This window comes from Streptomyces sp. NBC_00016, from assembly GCF_045040885.1.
In the GTDB taxonomy this organism is placed as follows: domain Bacteria; phylum Actinomycetota; class Actinomycetes; order Streptomycetales; family Streptomycetaceae; genus Streptomyces; species Streptomyces coriariae.
In genome coordinates, this window is sequence record NZ_CP108304.1 from 3,527,657 (window position 1) to 3,544,252 (window position 16,596).

General features: G+C 73.8%; 11 protein-coding genes. 3 read left to right on the top strand and 8 right to left on the bottom strand.

Annotated elements, in window-relative coordinates; all coding sequences use genetic code 11:
- Nucleotides 1-42 precede the first annotated feature (42 nt).
- The 8 genes from fxsT to OG933_RS15465 all read right to left on the bottom strand — a co-directional run bounded on the left by fxsT (nucleotide 43) and on the right by OG933_RS15465 (nucleotide 13,734).
- Complete coding sequence (fxsT, locus tag OG933_RS15430) at nucleotides 43-3,054, bottom strand: FxSxx-COOH system tetratricopeptide repeat protein (RefSeq protein ID WP_362526075.1); 3,012 nt, start codon at nucleotides 3,052-3,054, stop codon at nucleotides 43-45.
- A gap of 130 nt (nucleotides 3,055-3,184) precedes the next feature.
- Nucleotides 3,185-4,645: an aKG-HExxH-type peptide beta-hydroxylase gene (locus OG933_RS15435; RefSeq protein ID WP_405633400.1), complete on the bottom strand. Its 1,461-nt coding sequence runs from the start codon at nucleotides 4,643-4,645 to the stop codon at nucleotides 3,185-3,187.
- On the bottom strand, nucleotides 4,645-5,865 hold the full coding sequence (locus tag OG933_RS15440) for an FxsB family cyclophane-forming radical SAM/SPASM peptide maturase (protein ID WP_405627510.1): 1,221 nt from the start codon (nucleotides 5,863-5,865) through the stop codon (nucleotides 4,645-4,647). The genes OG933_RS15435 and OG933_RS15440 overlap by 1 nt, the downstream gene beginning before the upstream one ends.
- Before the next feature lie 171 nt (nucleotides 5,866-6,036).
- Nucleotides 6,037-6,291: an FxSxx-COOH cyclophane-containing RiPP peptide gene (fxsA, locus tag OG933_RS15445; protein WP_405627511.1), complete on the bottom strand. Its 255-nt coding sequence runs from the start codon at nucleotides 6,289-6,291 to the stop codon at nucleotides 6,037-6,039.
- Between the two features lie 41 nt (nucleotides 6,292-6,332).
- Nucleotides 6,333-9,821: an SAV_2336 N-terminal domain-related protein gene (locus OG933_RS15450; protein ID WP_405627512.1), complete on the bottom strand. Its 3,489-nt coding sequence runs from the start codon at nucleotides 9,819-9,821 to the stop codon at nucleotides 6,333-6,335.
- Nucleotides 9,822-9,828: 7 nt separating this feature from the next.
- Complete coding sequence (locus tag OG933_RS15455) at nucleotides 9,829-10,851, bottom strand: MoxR family ATPase (RefSeq protein ID WP_020130728.1); 1,023 nt, start codon at nucleotides 10,849-10,851, stop codon at nucleotides 9,829-9,831.
- 109 nt (nucleotides 10,852-10,960) lie between these two features.
- Nucleotides 10,961-13,147 carry a trypsin-like peptidase domain-containing protein gene (locus tag OG933_RS15460; RefSeq protein ID WP_405627513.1) on the bottom strand — a complete coding sequence of 729 codons (2,187 nt, stop codon included), beginning with the start codon at nucleotides 13,145-13,147 and terminating at the stop codon, nucleotides 10,961-10,963.
- A gap of 80 nt (nucleotides 13,148-13,227) precedes the next feature.
- The gene (locus tag OG933_RS15465) at nucleotides 13,228-13,734 is read right to left on the bottom strand and encodes a CU044_2847 family protein (protein WP_405627515.1); all 507 of its coding nucleotides are present in this window, start codon (nucleotides 13,732-13,734) and stop codon (nucleotides 13,228-13,230) included.
- 235 nt (nucleotides 13,735-13,969) lie between these two features.
- Between OG933_RS15465 and OG933_RS15470 the strand changes: the two genes are divergently transcribed.
- From OG933_RS15470 to OG933_RS15480, 3 genes are all read left to right on the top strand, one after another.
- Entirely contained in the window at nucleotides 13,970-14,149 is a 180-nt protein-coding gene (locus OG933_RS15470) for a DUF6104 family protein (protein ID WP_003992906.1), read from the top strand.
- Between the two features lie 190 nt (nucleotides 14,150-14,339).
- Nucleotides 14,340-15,434, top strand: coding sequence for a DUF4097 family beta strand repeat-containing protein (locus OG933_RS15475; protein ID WP_405627517.1), 1,095 nt, complete (start codon nucleotides 14,340-14,342; stop codon nucleotides 15,432-15,434).
- A gap of 1 nt (nucleotide 15,435) precedes the next feature.
- Nucleotides 15,436-16,575 (top strand): helix-turn-helix transcriptional regulator, encoded by a 1,140-nt coding sequence (locus OG933_RS15480; protein WP_362526055.1) that lies wholly within the window; start codon nucleotides 15,436-15,438, stop codon nucleotides 16,573-16,575.
- The last annotated feature ends 21 nt before the right edge of the window (nucleotides 16,576-16,596 follow it).

The following is a 16,596-nucleotide window of genomic DNA, read 5'->3' on the forward strand; positions in this document are numbered from 1 at the left end:
TCCGGACCGTCGGCCGGTCGTCCGGGGTCAGGTCGTCCGGGGTCAGGTCGTCTGGGGTTCGAAGTCCCAGTACGGCCGGTTGCGGGAGCGTGCCGAGATGGTGTGCACGTGCTGCTTGCCCAGCGTCGCCTCGAGATCCGACAGGGCTTCCTGCTCGACCTTCTCCGCCTGGCGCCGGTCCCGCAGTCCGCGCAGATCGGCCGCGTACGCGATGCGGGCCGACAGGGTGAGCGGGTGGGTGCGCCCGAGCAGCTCGGCGGCCCGGGTCGCCGTGTCCCTGCTGAGCGCTGCCGCGCTCTCCGTGTCGCCGACGAGGTTGCGCAGGGCGGAGGCGTTGAGGGCGCACCCCAGACTCCAGGGATGGTTCTCCCCGACCGCCTCCGTCATGGCGGCCAGCGCCTGTTCGAGGAGGACGTGGGCATGCTCCCGTTCGCCCACGTTGCGCAGGATGAGCGCCTGGTTGGCGCGGGCTCCGGCGATGAAGGGATGGTCGTCGGCGAGCATCACCTCGTAGCGCGCGACGACGGCCTCGCTGAGCTCCCTGGCCTGGTCGATGTCGCCGTGCTCCCGGGCGAAGCAGCTCTGGGCACAGCCGAACATGAGGGTCCACGGGTGCGTCTCGCCCATGACCCGCTCGCCGTTCTCCAGCACGGTGCTGAAGAGCTCGCCGGCCCGCGCGCGATCGCCGTTGCGGTAGTGGCACAGCGCGAGGTTGTACTCGGCTTTCAGGGTCTGCGGGTTGCTGTCCCCCATCACGATCGCGTTGTCGCGGACGCTCTGCGCCTGGATCGATTCGGCCTCGGTGTAGCGGCCCAGCAGCCGCAGGTCGATGGAGTAGGAGATCTGCGAGTCGAGCGTCCACGGGTGACGCCCCTTCAGCACCAGCCGCCGCGCCTCCATGACCTGCCGGTCGATGTCCAGCGCCTCCGGGTACGCGCCGAGCAGGCGCAGCGAGACGGCCACGTTGTTGCGCGCGTTGAGGGTGCGTGAGTCCTGTTCGCCGAGGAGCTCGTGGTAGGCCAGCTGACTCCATCGGGACAGTTCGAGCGCCTCTTCGTAGCGGCCCAGGCCGCGCAGGTCGGCGGCGAGACCGCTGGCGAAGCGCAGGTGCTCCAGGTCCTGTGCTCCCCGTTCCTCCCGCAACTGGTCGACGGCCGCGCGGTTGAGGGCCTCGGTACGCGCGTACTCACCGCCGGCGCGCAGCACGTTGACGTAGTGGAACGTCAGTTCCCAGATCCTCGGGTGACTCTCGCCGAGAAGCGAACGCCAGGACTCCATGGCACGTTCGCCGAGCTTGATGCCGGCCACGTACTCGCCGGAGAAGTACATGTAGCGCAGACAGTTGAGGACCAGGCCCTGGACACCCGAGTCCCGGCTGTTGAGGACGTCCGCGTACTTCAGGTGCGGCACGATGTCGGCGTACCGCTGCCACAGGCGGGTGTCGGTGGGCCGGCGCGGATCGGCCGCGGCCAGCGCCCGGCGCACGACATCGATGAACTCGGCCCGGTCCGCGTCCGGCATGTCCTTCTGGACGATCTGGTGGACCATGCGGTGCAGGTAGAGAGACTCACCGGAGGAGACCACCTCGTCGCCGAGGGTCTCGTGGGACTCCAGGCGCACCACGGAGTACTGGCGGAGCTGACTGATCGCCTTGTTCCACAGCAGCGGGTCGTTGAGCAGCCTGGCGATCTGCTCGGGCAGGTCGCCGCTCGGCATCTCCTTGAGGAGGCGTACGGGGATGAAGCCGGGCGCGAAGAAGGTGCACAGCCGCAGGAGGTCGACGGACTCGGGGACGGTCTCGCGGAGTTTGTTCAGCAGTATCGACCAGGCGGTCTGGAAGGCGAGCGGGAAGTCCGCCGAGACCTTCACGACGTCCTGGTCGATGCCGCCTTCCAGCAGTCCGATGTACTCCTCGACCGACAGGTCGGAGTCGTTGAGCCAGCCCGCCGTCTGGTCCAGCAGCAACGGCAGGTCCTCCAGCGCCTCCGCGAGCAGGTCCGCCTCCGGCTCGGCGAGACGCGGCGCGCGGCGGCGGATGAACGCCACCGACTCGTCCCGCGCGTACACCGGCACTTCCAGCAGCATGCTGTTGTGCTCGCTCCACTCGGGGTTGCGCGAGGTGATGATCACGTGCCCGGGACCGGTGGGCACCAGGTCCCAGATCTGGTCGGGCTCGTCGGCGCCGTCCAGGATCAGCAGCCAGCGGGCGAAGGGGTCGCCCCGGCGCAGCGAGTCCCGCACCGCGCGCAGCCGCTCGCCGTACTCCTGCCCGGTCCGCAGGCCCAGTTTGGGGGCCAGTTCGGCCAGCAGCCGTCGGTAGGTGACCCGTTTCTCGGCGTTGACCCACCAGACGACGTCGTACTCGGAGCCGAAGCGGTAGACGTACTCGGCGGCGAGCTGGGTCTTGCCCACTCCCGACATGCCGTGGAACGTCACCACGCCCGCGCCCGGCGCCGCGCCCTGCAGCTGGTGGTAGGCGTCGTTGAGGAGGGACTCGCGGCCGGTGAAGCGCGTGTTGCGGCGCGGCACCCCGCCCCACACCTCGGGCATGGACGCGGGGAAGCGCGGCGCGCGGCGCTCGACCGCTGCCGTCTGCGGGAGCGGTCCGGCGGGCAGGCCGAGCCGGTCCAGCAGGCGCCGCTCGGCCTCGTCGGCGCCCACGTTGATCAGTTCGACCGGGGCGAGTACGGCGGCGGCGGTGGGCACGGACGCCGTGGTGACGGAGACGGCCGCGAACCGGGACGGGTCGGGGCCCACGACCTCTCCCAGCGCCGCGTTCCACTCCTCGCGGGTGCGCGGGCCCAGTTGGAAGTACCACTCGCTGACGAGCACGAGGATCCGGCCCTCGGCCATCTTCAGGTGACGCAGCAGGTCCACGAGCGGGACGTCCGCGGGCGAGTCCCATCGCTGGAACACCACGCGCAGCCCCCGGCGCTCCAGCCGGTCGCCGATCCAGGCCGCCCAAGCCCGGTTGAACCCGGCGAAGCTGATGGTGACGGTCTGATTCGCCGCCTCCCCCACGGTCGTCCCGACCGGCGTACGAGCTCCAGACATGCAGCGGCCTCCAGCGCGTAGTCCACGAAAATCCTAGAACCTCGGCGCATCGCTGGTAAGTGCGGCGGGCCCGCGAACGACACCTCGGCGCGACGATCTTTCCGCAGTGGACGGCTCGGCGCCGGTATCTTCACCCATTCGGCCGTGGCACGGACGGGGTCTGACGTCGCGTCCACAAGGTGCGCGTGGCCTTCAGGTACGCCTGGGCCCGGGCCGTGTGGCCCCGGGGCGCGGGATGGGCGCCCATGTCCTCGTAGGCGGCGGCCATGGCGTCGACGAACCGCCGCCCCCGGGCGGTGAGGTGCGTGGCCCCGACGAGCGCGGGCAGGGCCGCACCGACCTGGGCCCGGTAGCGGGCGTGCTGGGCCCATGCCGACTCCCGGTGCGCGGGGTCGGCGGTGAGGGCACGGCGTTGGAAGAAGTCCGCGAGCCCCAGATGGGCGTAGGCGCCCTGCAACAGGCCGTCGAACGGGCGGGGATCGGGCCTCCAGGGAGCGAAGTACCGGGCGTCCGGTCCTGCCTGATGGAGTGTCGTCAGGTCGCTCAGCGCCGCCAGTTTCGCGTGTTGGAGTTCGTGGACGAGAGTCCCGGCGAAGGCCACCGGCGAAGGCGGGGTGCTGCACAGCAGCGCGCCGAACGCGTCGCGCCGGGTCGCGCTGCAGCCACCGTCTCCGTCGTCCTCCGCGTCCGGCGGCATCTCCAGGGGAACCAGGCACCGCAGCAGCGCGAGCGCCTCCGCCACCCGGTGCGCTCCGCCCGAGCGCAGCGCGGCGGCCGTGCCCGACCAGGCCTGCAGCCACCGTTTGCGTTCCGGGTCGTCCAGTGTCGTCGGCGCGCTCAGCGCGCGGTGGCGGGGATCGCCCCGTGCCGTGCGGTACGGGTCGAGGTCGTCCAGGGGCAGCGGATCGGCCTCGGGCACGAGCCCGGGCAGCGCGTGGGCCGGTGTCCACGCAAGCGCCCCGGACCAGGCGCCGAGCCCGCGTTCCGGAAACACGATCACGTCCGCGGCATCGGGCTGGCGGAGCGTCACCCGGCCTTGGGTACAGGTCGCCCGGACCGGGACGTCGCCGGCTGTCGCCGTGCGCAGGGTCCCGAGGGAGGGAAGGTGGAGCACCCCGTCATGGCCGGTCAGCTCGGCGGTGAAGGGGATCCCGGCACGTGCGGCGGCCACGGCGGCGAGGCCGCTGAAGTGGGCCAGGGCGCGGCGGAGTTCGCGCGCGTTCTCCCGGGTGGGAGGTCGCTCCACCGGGTCCAGGCCGCGCAGACAGCTCAGGGCCCATGGTCCGGTGAGCGGGTACAGCAGGCGGGCGCGTGCGAAGGAGGGTTCCGGGCGGTCCGGGGTCTCGGGAGTTCGCAGGCCGGAGGGCACGGCGCGGTCCGCCTCGGCCAGCAGCGCCCAGTCGTCCCGCAACCGCGACTTCTCCGCCGCGGAGCAGACGGCCGGGTCCGCCGCCTGAGCCGCGTCGAGCACGGCACGCAGCAGCAGCAGCCGCCGGGCGTCCTGGTCTCGGGCCAGGAGTGCGAGCGTTTCGGGGCTGCCCTCGGACCGGCCGAGTTCGGCGAGGGCCCGGTCCGGGATCGCCGGGAGAATCACGGGATGCCCCCTTCAGGTGAGCTCGGGACGACGACGGCGGCGGCCATGGCAGAGGTGGTGGTGGCGGTGGTGGCGGTGGTGGCGGTGGTGGCGGAGGCCGTGGCGCCGAGCCGGGTGGCTACGTGGCGGATGAAGCGCTGGAGGTCGGCGCAGTACACGGAGGGGTTACGGAAGCCGTGCCCCGCCCGGTACCGGTGTACGTAGTGACCGCCTCCGCAGACCGAGACCAGCGGGCAGGCGCGGCACTGCTCGGCGAGGGCCGTCGCGCCCGCCTGCCGGGCGCGCACCCCCGGATGCCGCAGCGCCTCGTCGAACCCGTGCCGGAAGACGTCCAGCCCGGTGCGGGCCGCGCCCTCGTAGGCGGACTTCAGGGAGTCCACCTGCTCGATCGACCCGTCCGTCTCGACCACCACGGCGTCGAAGGGCTGCAGCCCCAGCGCCTCCGTGATCGCCGGCAGGCCGAGCAGCAGCGCGATGCACTCCTCGAACAGCCGCACCCGCGTCTCCCGGCGCCCGGCCTTCCACCAGCGGTCGAAGACGGTGCACAGCCAGCCGCCGTACGCCGTTCCCGTGCTGTCCCAGTGCGGCGGCGGCTCCGACCAGTTCCCGTGCGGCAGAAGCAGGTCCAGGGCCGGCGGGCGCAGGGCGAGCAGCGATTCGTACGTCTGCACCGGGTCCTGTGTGACGTCGACGACCGCCAGGATTCCGGCATACGACTCCGGGAAGCGGTCGGCGACGAGGCGCGCCCCGCGTGCGGCGGCGGGCCACGAGGGGCGCCCCGCGTGGTCGACGCGCCGTGCGTTGTGGGCGGCGAGACCTCCGTCGAGGCTGATGCCGACACCGATCCGGTGCCGGGCCAGGATCGCCAGGCGCGGTTCGGTCAGCAGGGTGGCATTGGTCTGGACGACGGCGCGGACCGTGCAGCCGGCCGGGGCGCGGTCGCGGACCAGGGCGGTGAACCGGCCGAGCGTCTCCGCTCCGGCCAGCAGCGGCTCGCCACCGTGCAGGATCAGCGAGAGGGCGGTCAGACCGTGGGTGCGCGCGTGCTCGGCGATGCGGGAGGCGGTGCGGTCCAGGACCTCCGGGGGCGCGGCGGCGGGGCGGCCGCGCCAGGTGTCGTCGGGGCCCTCGTAGAGGTAGCAGTACCGGCAGGCGAGGTTGCAACGCCCATGGACCTTGACGATGAACTGCCGGAAGGGCGCGTGCTGTTCCGCCACATCAGCACCCCCGTCGTATGCCCGCGCCACGAAACGGCTCGTACGGGAACCGCTTCCCGTCCCGGGGGACGGTCCAAACGCCGAGCGGGTGACGCTGGCCGATTCGGTGGACGACACGACCGAAACCGGTGTGGCGCGCGGGAAGCACCCCGTGGTGGGCCGGGCGGGCGTTCAGAAGGAGTTGGCCCATCCCCAGAGCATCTCGCTCGGCCGCCTGGCCCGCTCGCGCAGATCCGCCAACACCTCCTGGAGCAGCGGGTGCTGGACCGTCGCCAGCTCGGCCAGGCTCAGCTCCGTCAGGTCCGGCAGCGCCGACAGGTCTCCCGTTGTGGGTTCCACGCGGTCCGTGCCGTCCGTGCCGTCCGTACTGTCCGTGCCGTCCTTGTCCGTGCGGTCCTTGCTGTCCGTGCGGTCCGAGCTGTCCATCTCGTTCCCCTCTCGTGCCGACGTGACCCGTACCGCCGCGTTCAGCCCAGCTCGGCCAGCCGCCGCGCCGTCTGTTCCGCCGTCGGCTCGCCCGTGCCCAGGTAGTCCTCCGGCAGTCTCGACCACTCCGCGCGGGCCAGGCGGTAGGCCTCGCGGGCGGCACGCGGCCGGGCGGCCGCCTCGTAGGACATACCCCGCCAGTGATGCGCCTGCGCACACAACTCGACGGCCTCATGGCGCCGACGACCGGTTTCGGCCACCCCCTCCGCCTCCCGGGCCGCCTCCGCCGCGTCGCGGAAGGCGTCGACCGCGAGGTCGAGCCGGGCCGGGCGGCGCAGGCTGCGGTAGGCCTCGAACTGGACCTGGCCGAGGTCCAGTCGGCAGCGGGCGGCCAGCAGCGGATCGCCCGCCTCCGCCGCCGCGAGGCCGAAAAGGTGCTCGGCCTCGCGCAGGTCGACCCGGTCCCCGCGGGCCCGGTAGCGCAGCATCAGCGCGCGGCCGAGCAGCAGCAGCCGGTGGGCGACCTGGCGGCTGCCCGCCGCGGTCTCCATCCGGCAGTCCCGCAGCACGCGGATCGCCCGGGACAGCACGTCCTGCGCCCGTACCCCGGACTGGAGCCCGGCGAGCCGCAGCAGGGCCTCGCCCCACTCGGCGAGGACGTCGGCGTGCGCGGGCGCGTCGCGGGACATCCGCTGGGCGGCCTGCGCGAAGTGGTCCGCTGCCACCTCCAGCTCCGCCGGTTCGCCCGACTCGGCGTAGCGGGCCACGGCGATCCGGCCGGCCCGCGCCAGCAACGACGCGCGCCGGCCCTGTTCGCGCACCAGGGCGAGGGCCTCGTCGACCCGGGCCTGGGCGTCGTCCAGGGGGCCGCCCGCCTGGAGCAGCGCGTCGACCAGGTCGAGCAGGATGCGCACACGCGCGCGTGCCGACTCGGCGGTGTACGGCTCCGTGCCGGTGTCCAGGGCGTTGCGCAGCGACTGAGCGCCCTGTTCGGCGTAGAGGCGGGCCTGGACGGGATCGGCGGTGGCGCCGGACAGACGCAGCAGGATCCTGCCGTGTTCCAGGGGGAGTTCGGGCGGGCGCAGGCGCCGGTCGGGCCAGACGTCGGCGAAGGCCTCCAGCATGCCGACGGCGCCCTGGAGCAGCGCGCTGTCCCCGCCGAGCCGCCACTGTGCCTCCAGGGCGCGCACCCGTTCCAGGGTGAGTTTCAGCGCCTGGTTCTCGTCGAGCCCGGGCGCGGCGCAGGCGACGGCGTACTCGCGGTCGGCGCGGCGCAGCAGGTCCAGGGCGCCGGTGCGGTCGCCGCGCCGCCTGCGGTCGGTCGCGGCCGCGTGCAGCACCCGGGCCAGCACGGCCCGTTCGTGCAGCCGGCGCGGGTGTGCGGTCGCCCGTTCCGCGGCCGCCTCGGCCTCCTGGAGGAGGTCGTCGCCACCCTGCACCTCCCACAGCCGCAGGGTGCAGTGCGCGTACTCGGCCCACAGTTCGGGGTCCGCGCCCGTCCGCTCGCGTTCGGTGGCGCCGCGCAGCAGCTGCACCGCGTCGATGACGTCCTGGATCATGCCCTCGCTGTCGAAGCGCTCGATCAGCGCGCGGGCCCTGCGGACCGCCTGATGCGTCGGCCGTTCCGCGGGCTGGCCCGGTCCGGTCCGGATTCCGGGGCTCTCGAACTGCTCGGGCAGCGGCATGAACCGCCGCAGCACGCGGGCGGCGACCTCCGCGAAGGGCTGGGGCACGGAGGCCTCCTCGCCGTTGCCGCCGTTGTCCCCGTGGTCGGCGCGGTCGGCGCGGTCGGTGTTGTCCCGGTGATCGCCGTTGTCGCCGTTGTCGCCGTTGTCCGTGCGCTGGGTGGTGGGTGTGTACGGGCGGCCCGCGCCGCCGTCGCCGAGCTGGGCCAGGGCGAGGGCAGGAAAGTTGGGGCCGCCCTTGCCGAAGCGCTGCTCGATGTACTCCGAGCAGTGCTTGAGCACCAGCATGGCCTCGTCGCGGCCCAGCCGGGACAGCAGGGCGTCACGCACGTCGGGCTCGATGCGGTACCACTGGGCGCCGCCGTCGGCGTACTCCTCCGACGCGCGCGTGACCAGGCCGCCGACCAGCACCTCGGCGAGCTCGGCCGGCCCGGAGTCGGGCAGCATCGTGCGCTGGACGAGTTGCATCACGGGCAGGCACAGGGGTGCGGCGGCCAGGTACACGGCGAGCCGGCCGGCGGCCGGGGAGGCGCTGGAGCTGAACCTGCTGACCCGTTCGAACGGCGTGCGCCGGCGGTCGGCACGGGCCGCCGGGGCGGCCGGCTGGTCCGCGCGCACCCAGCCCACGGCCCCCGGGACGGGCCCGGCGCCGGCCCCGGACAGCAGTCTGGCCCAGGCGCCCAGAGCCACCGGCTCGGGCGGCAGCACCGGCACCGGCAGCGCTCCACGGCGCGCCTCCGCCGGGGTCCCCGCGGGGGTCCGTACGCGCAGTGCGGCCGCCCCGCCCAGCGTCTCGCCGCGGCTCAGCTCGCAGAACAGCACCGGCAGTCGGGTGCGGTTCCACAGGCGCTGCGGCAGCGGCTGGAGCACGGCGACCGGGCCCTGCCGGGAGAGGTGGTGCAGCAGCCGGTGCGCGTGGCCGCTGTGCCACAGGGGACCCGCGCAGTCGCTGACCAGCAGGACGATCCGGCGGCCGGTGGGATCGCTGAGCCGGTCCGCGGAGTGCAGCGGCGCCGCGTAGGCGTCGGGGCTGCGGCTGACGGCCGGCTCACCGTCCGGCCCCTGGTGCAGATGACTGACCTGGATGTCCGAGAAGGCGCCCAACTGGCCGAAAACCTGCTGAAGTTCGATGAACAGCCTGTCCCACACGCGCATCGAGGACGAGGCGTCCAGGACCAGTTGGAGCCGGGCGTCGCCCCGGGTGACGGCCCGGTACACGGGCAGGATCAGGCCGCCCGCCTGCGCGCTGCGCTCCGCCGTCGCCGTCTCGTCGAGCCGCATGCGCAGCGGCGGCGCGGGACTGCGGTAGCGCTGCAACCGCCTTAATGCGCGCTGGAGTTCGAGCGGGGCGGGCAGCACGGGGGCAGCGGGTACGCCCACCGGCAGCGCGGCGGCCCGTCCCGCGCCGCGGGTCCGCTCCACCCCGTCCTGCGGGACCGGGTACAGGCTCACCCGCCCGTCGGCCCCCACGTCCTGCGGCGACGGCTCCGGCCGTTCGGGGCGGTCCCCGCGCGGCCGTCCGTCCCCGTCCGGGCCACGTCCGCCGTCGGGCCGGGGCGTGGGCCGGCCACCGGTTCCGGCGGGCGGGTCCTCCTGGTCGGCGGCCTCGACCGGCCGGGTCCAGCGCGCCAGCCAGAGCGCGTCGCACAGTTGCGGCACGTCTGGGTCCAGTCCGACGTCACGCAACCGCGCGACGAGTTCGGCGAGCGGATCACCGCCGCGCGCCACGGGAGACGAGGCACCGCCGGGCTCGACGGAGCCGCCTCCGGCCGGGACGGCACCCGGGGGGCCGGGACGGCGGCCGTCGGGCGGGACGGGACCGTGGCGGGCCGCTGCGTCGGGCATCAGGCCCTCACCTCGGGCGGTCGAGTCGCTGGATGAGCAGGTCGGCCAGGCGGTCCCGACTGGGCGGCGCGGCCGCGTCGGTGAGGTAGATCGCGTTCAGCAACTGGTCCGCCGCGAGGAGTTCACTGCGCGACCGCTCCAGGAACCGCGTGATCAGGTCGTCCCCCGCGCGCGCCGCCTCGTCGCCGAGATGCGCGCGGACGAAGGTGGCGAGCCGGTTGTGGTCGGGGCGCCCCAGCTCCAGGTGGATGCACCGGCGCATCAGCGGGGCCGGGAAGTCGCGCTCCCCGTTGCTGGTGAGCACGACGAACGGGAAGGCGCGGCAGCGTACGCGGCCGTCCCGCACCCGGACCTTCACCCCGTCGGCGGTCAGCACCTCCGCCTCGCCGTCCGGCAGCCGGTCGGCGATGCGCTCCAGCTCGGGAATGGCGAACTCGCCCTCCTCCAGCACGTTCAGCAGATCGTTGGGCAGGTCGATGTCGCTCTTGTCCAGCTCGTCGATGAGCAGCACGCGCGGGGTGTCGGAGGGCAGCAGCGCGGTGCCGAGCGGTCCCAGCCGGATGTAGCTGCCGATGCCCTCGACCGCGCCCGGCGAGCCCGCCGCCGACCCGAACCCGCCCTGCGCGGCGATCTGCACGTCCTGGAGCCGGGCGATCGCGTCGTAGTGGTACAGCCCGTCCTGGAGCGCGGAACGGCTGACGATCGACCAGCGCAGCACGTTGCCGAGGCCGAGTTCGTACGCCACCGAGTGGGCGAGCGTGCTCTTGCCCGCGCCGGGACTGCCCGTGACGAGCAGGGGGCGGCGCAGATAGAGCGCCGCGTTGATCATCTCCAGCTCCTCGGCGCCCGGCCGGTGCAGTTCCGCCAGGTGCCGGTGGGCGCCGAGCCTGCGGTCCTGCGACCCGTCGCCGGAGCCGGCCGCGTCCCGGCTCGTGAAGTCCCGCCAGGGAGGCGGGTCGGGCAGCCGCTCGATGCCGTCGTGCGGTTCGCCGGCGCCTCGGTAGATGAGCCACTCACTGGATTCGGTCATGATCCGGTCCTCGTCACTCGTCCACCGCCGCGGCCGTCCGAACGTGCATCACGTTATCCATCCTGGAGGTGCCTGGTAAGGGGCCGACCGGCCCCGCGGGCGGGTGGGTTCAAGGGGCCTCCAGCAGGTCTCCAGTGCCGGGCAGCGGCTGGTGGGGATCGTCGTACAGCAGGGCGACGCCGTCGGCCCAGAACGACTCCGTGCGGCCCGCGCGCAGCCGCATCCGGAGCTCGTGCACGGCCTCGGGCAGGTGCTGCGCCGTGGGCGGTTCGGCGATGCCGTCGATCGTGCCGCGGTGGAACTCCCCGCAGACGGCGTCGGCCCGGCCGCGCCGCCGGCGCCACAGGGCCACGCCGTAACCGCCGAGCACGATCCGGGCGAGCGCCTCCGCGTCGTCCTCGTAACGGAGGTCGCCGTAGCGGCAGAGCACCGGGACGGTGCCGTGCGCCAGGGCGCGCAACTGCTCCACGGTCGGTACGGGTTTGCGCAACCCCTCGTCGCAGTCCAGGACTTCGGCCCTGGCGCGATGCGCGTGCAGCCAGCGCCAGCGGGCCCGGCGCTCCGCGTCCAGGTCGTCGAGGTAGTCCAGGTCGTCGGCGCCTTCGACGCCGCCGGCACCGTCGCCACCGCCGGCACCATCGGCTTCGCCCCTGTCGTCCGGTTCTCCGCCGCCGTACGCGCCGAACGCCTCGTCGGGCAGCCGGTCGCGGTCGGAGCAGCGCACGACGACCGGCCGCAGCGCCCCCAACGGCGCCTCTCCCGTCGCGAGTTGCCAGTTGTCGACCTCCAGGCCGAGCAGCGCGTGCGGCAGCGCCACCTGGAGGAGCGCCGGCCTGCCGGGCTCGTCGCAGTGCCGGAAGGCCTCCCCCAGCGGGCCGGCGAGGTGCGTGGGCAGGTCGGTCAGCAAAGTGCGCTCGGCCTCGTGCAGCCGGACCGCCTCACCGCCGGGCGAGGCCACGGAGACCGACCAGTCGCAGCGGTCCGGCTCCCAGCCCCGGCGCACCAGTTCGAGCAGGGCGGAGGGCCGGGCCACACTGCCGACGGAACGAGCACGCGCGCGTGCGTCGGGCCCACCACGCCGGCGCCCCCTGCGCCCGCCGGGCCCGTCCGTCGGGTGGATGCCGCCGGAGACCGTGTCGGGGGCGTCGCGCTCCGCCTCGTCCCGTCGGCGCAGCCGCTCGATGCGCTGCTCGGCGAGACCGGACCGGTAGCGGGCGCCGAGCCGCTGCGCGGCCTGCCACACCCAGACCCACAGGGCCTTCTCGGCGTCCGGGGTGCTCGGCACGACGAACGGGCGCGGAGCGGACATCGCGCGCATCGCGTAGTCGAGGACGAGTTCCAGCGCCCCGTCGTCGCTCGCGCTCTCGTACAGCGCTCCGAGGCCGTCGCGCCAGCCGCGCGGCGCGGGCAGCGGGGTGAGGGCCTGGAAGTCGGGGAGGGAGTCGAGGATGTCCAGCAGGCCGCGGGTGCTCTCGGGCGGCGGGAGTTCGGCGAGCCGGCCCAGCAGCTGGATCCGCTCGTCCGGGCTGAGAGTGCGGCCCGGCCGCGCGCCGAGCCTGCCCTGGACGTCGGTCCAGGTCTGCCGCCGGGAGGCCGGGTGGCGCTGGCGGTCGCGGTGGTAGCGGTCGTGGGCGTGGAAGACCGCCTGGTAGAGGTCGCTGTGCTCGGCCACCGCCTCCGCGGGGACCCGCAGGGTGCGCAACTGCTCGATCCCCGTGGACGTGCCGCCGGGCCGGTGGTCCGAGCGCGCCTTCAGCACGCCGATCACCTCGCCGCGCTCGGGGTCGATCACCGGGCCGCCCGAGACGCCGTACGGCAGGTCGTTGTCGCCCAGCCGCATCTGCACGTCCGAGGACCAGCCACCGATGGTGCCCTGCACGGTGAGCGTGCCGTCCAGGACCTGTAAGCGGCCCTCGTTCTCGGTCCAGCCGGCGTACAGCACCCGGCCCTCGCCGTAATAGGCCGCCGGACGTTCGGAGACGTACACGCACTCGTGGTCGTCGACGGGCTCGGTCAGCTGGACCAGGGCGAGGTCCGGGGCGGGCCAGTTGCCCGCGGGCAGGAGCCGCCCGGCACCGTCGGCCCGGTCGGGAAGGGTCGCCACCACGCGGCCGGGGGCGGCGGAGGTGCCCCGCCCCGGCGCCGTCTCGTACACCACCGCGACCTCGCCCCCCTCCCCGCCGCAAGCCACATGTGCGCAGGTCAGAACCCAGTTCGGGGCGACGAAGAAGCCGCTCCCGAGGAACGTGCCGGGCTCCTCCAGGGCATACCCGACGACCGGGCGATGAATGCGCACGGTCGCCGCCACGACGAGTCCACGCAGTGCACGACGGGCCGCATCGAACGCGTTCGATGCGCCCGGGGCGTGCCCGCCCGTCATTCCGCGCCCCCGCCCGCACGGCCGTCGGCGCCCCCGTGCATCGGCGCGCCGGGAGACGCGCCCGCGTGCCGGACCCCGTCCTCGTCGGACGGCGAGCCGTCCCGCGCGCGGGCGCGCGTGCCGGAGCGTTCGGGAGGTGGTGCGTCGATGTCCGGTGGCCCGCTGTTCCAGGTGAGGGTGACCGTGATGCCGGCCTTGGCCTCCCCGTCGGCGAGCAGACCCACGACCTTCCCGGCCTTGGCGGTCAGCTCGATGCCGAACTCGACGCTGACCTCGTCCGGCCGCACCGCGCGCAGCGGTTCCGCCAGCGACCGCGCGACCCCGGTGACGAGCGCGTGCAGGCTCTCCACGCTCGCCTCCACCCGCTCGGCGAAGCCGGTGTCGCTGTACGACAGCCGCCCGGACGGCGCCGACAGCTCCCCCGCCCCCGAGATCCGGGCCCAGACGGGCGTCCCGTCCGGCAGCGCGATGCGCGCCACCCGCGTCACGTCCTCAGCACTCATGACACTCCCCCGCTGTCCCCAGTCCCCCCGGCCCCGCCCGTCGGTGCGCGGGCCCGCCACGGGGTTCCGACCGCGCGAGGGCCCCGGCGGCCCGCGGGACGCCGTCCCCCTGCGCCTATCCTTTTCCTGTCCCCTCCCCATCGGAGAGCGGATCTCTTCCTCCCCTCGCAGGAACAAGGGTCCTTCCCCCGAGGGGGGATCCCTATCCCTGCGACCGACCCACGGAGCACGATCCATGTACTTCACCGATCGCGGAATCGAGGAACTCGAGAAGCGGCGCGGCGAGGAGGAAGTCACCTTCGAGTGGCTCGCCGAGCAGCTGCGGACGTTCGTCGACCTGAATCCGGACTTCGAGGTGCCGGTGGAGCGGCTGGCGACCTGGCTGGCACGGCTGGACGACGAGGACGACGAGTAGTCCGGTCGACGGCAGGCCGGCGGCCGGTCGGCGGCGATTCGCGTGGAGGGGCGCCCTGGGGCGCCCCTTTTGCGTGTGCGGAAGTGATCACCGGAACGGGTGTCTTGACTTTCCCCCACCGCGATATATCGTGTTTGACGGGAGACGCGATATGGCGTGTCGTGTCGCTGTCGTGGAGGAGGTCCGCACCATGTCCGAGTGGTCCGTCGCCGAGCCGAGGAAGCTCTCTTTCGACGAGCCCGTGAGCGAACTGCGCGTGCGCATCGTCGACGGCACCGTGAACATCGTGGGCACCGACGAGGGCCCCGCCCGCCTGGAGATCTCACGGATCGAGGGACCGCCCCTGGTGGTGAGCCATCGCGACGGGAACCTGACGGTGGCGTACGAGGACCTCCCCTGGAAGGGCTTCCTCAAGTGGCTCGACCGCAAGGGCTGGCGGCGCAGCGCCGTGGTCTCGTTGGCCGTACCGGCCGGCACCCGCGTGGAGGTGGGCGTGGTCAGCGCCGGCGCGGTGGTCTCCGGCATCGAGGGCCGGGCCGAGGTGAAGGGGGTCAACGGCGACACGACCCTGGTGGGGCTCGCGGGCCCGGTGCGCACGGACACCGTCTCCGGAAGCGTGGAGGCCCAGGCCCTCACCGGCGACCTGCACTTCAACTCCGTGTCCGGCGATCTGACGATGGTGGAGGCCGGCTCCTCCGTGAAGGCCGACTCCGTGAGCGGGTCGATGATCGTCGACCTCGATCCGACGAGCCGCCCCACGACCATCGACCTGACCAGCGTCTCGGGCGAGATCGCCATCCGGCTGCCCCATCCGGCGGACGCGCGGGTGGAGGCGAACACCGCGAGCGGCTCGGTCTCCAACGCCTTCGAGGACCTCCGGGTCAGCGGCCAGTGGGGTGCCAAGCGCATCACCGGCCGCCTGGGCGCGGGCAACGGCAGCCTGAAGGCGACGACGATCTCCGGCTCGATCGCCCTGCTGCGCAGGCCCCCGACGGAAGACTCGGCGGACTACGCGGCGGACGACGCCCGGCCTGACGAGCGGGAGGAACGGGAGGAGCGGGAGACGAAGACGGCGACGGCGACCGGCACACCGAAGCAGGCACCGGCACCAACGGCGGCAGCGGAACCGACCTCGGCCCCGACCGCGGTTCCGGCGGCCGGTCCGGAGGGTGAAGCGCGCTCGAACCGGCCCATCGACTCGGGGGACAATGCCGTTTCCGGCCCGGGCGGCGAGAGCTCCTCCGGCGACCCGGCCGACAGCACGACCGACAAGAAGGTGCTCTGACATGCCTCCCGTCTTCGCCCACGGCCGTCTCCGCCTCTACCTGCTGAAGCTGCTGGACGAAGCGCCGCGGCACGGCTACGAGGTGATCCGCCTCCTCGAAGAACGCTTCCAGGGGCTCTACGCGCCGTCGGCGGGCACGGTCTACCCCCGGCTGGCCAAGCTGGAGACCGAGGGCCTGGTCACCCACACCACCGAGGGCGGCCGCAAGGTCTACGCCATCACCGACGCCGGCCGGGCCGAACTGGCGGACCGCAGCGGCGAACTGGCCGACCTTGAGCTGGAGATCCGCGAGTCGGTCGCCGAGCTGGCCGCCGAGATCCGGGCCGACGTACGCGGGGCGGCGGGCGATCTGCGGCGCGAGATGCGGGCGGCCGCCACCGAGGCACGCCAGGGCACCGGGGCGGGCGCCACGGAGCCCGGCGAACAGGGTGAGTACGGGGAGTACGGCGACAAGGAGTCGTGGCGCGCCGCCAAGGAGGAGATGCGCCGCGTCAAGCAGGAGTGGAAGGAGCAGGCCCGCCGGGCCAAGGACGAGAGCCGCCGCGCCCGCGAGGAGGCCCAGCGGGCCCGCCGCCAGGCCAAGGAGGCACAGGAGCGGGCCCGCACCCAGGCCCAGGAAGAGGTGCAGCGCATCGCCCGCCGGGTCCAGGAGCAGGTCCAGGACCACTTCACCCGGGGCGACTGGCCGACCGGCGTCCGCGAGGGCCTGACGGAACTCGCCAAGGAGTTCGGGGACTTCGGCAGGGAGTACGGCAGGGACTTCGGCTTCGGCCGCACGGGTACGACGGGCTCCACGACGACCACGGCGGGCTCGACGGCGACCACGCATCCGGAGGACTCCCGCCCCGCGGACGACTCCCGCACCACGGAGAAGTCCCGCGCCGCGGACGCCTCCCGCGCCGCCGAATACTCCCGCACCCCGGAGGACTTCCCCGCCGAGTACGAACCGGCCTGGGCCCACGAGGACACCGGCGGCGAACCGGCCCGCGACCTGGACCGCCTGCTCGACCGCTTCCGGGACGACATCCGTGACGCGGCCCGCGACCACGGCGTCACCGGAGAGCAGCTCCGCGAAGCGCGCCGCCACCTGTCCACGGCGGCGGCACACATCGGGGTGATCCTGCGAGCGCCGAAACCCTGACGCCCCCGGCCGACCCACCGC

Bases quoted from the DNA above. Each gene is read 5' to 3' on its own strand.
- fxsT (WP_362526075.1), bottom strand. From the start codon at position 3,054: ATGTCTGGAGCTCGTACGCCGGTCGGGACGACCGTGGGGGAGGCGGCG.
- fxsA (WP_405627511.1), bottom strand. From the start codon at position 6,291: ATGGACAGCTCGGACCGCACGGACAGCAAGGACCGCACGGACAAGGAC.
- OG933_RS15450 (WP_405627512.1), bottom strand. From the start codon at position 9,821: ATGCCCGACGCAGCGGCCCGCCACGGTCCCGTCCCGCCCGACGGCCGC.
- OG933_RS15455 (WP_020130728.1), bottom strand. From the start codon at position 10,851: ATGACCGAATCCAGTGAGTGGCTCATCTACCGAGGCGCCGGCGAACCG.
- OG933_RS15465 (WP_405627515.1), bottom strand. From the start codon at position 13,734: ATGAGTGCTGAGGACGTGACGCGGGTGGCGCGCATCGCGCTGCCGGAC.
- OG933_RS15470 (WP_003992906.1), top strand. From the start codon at position 13,970: ATGTACTTCACCGATCGCGGAATCGAGGAACTCGAGAAGCGGCGCGGC.
- OG933_RS15475 (WP_405627517.1), top strand. From the start codon at position 14,340: ATGTCCGAGTGGTCCGTCGCCGAGCCGAGGAAGCTCTCTTTCGACGAG.
- OG933_RS15480 (WP_362526055.1), top strand. From the start codon at position 15,436: ATGCCTCCCGTCTTCGCCCACGGCCGTCTCCGCCTCTACCTGCTGAAG.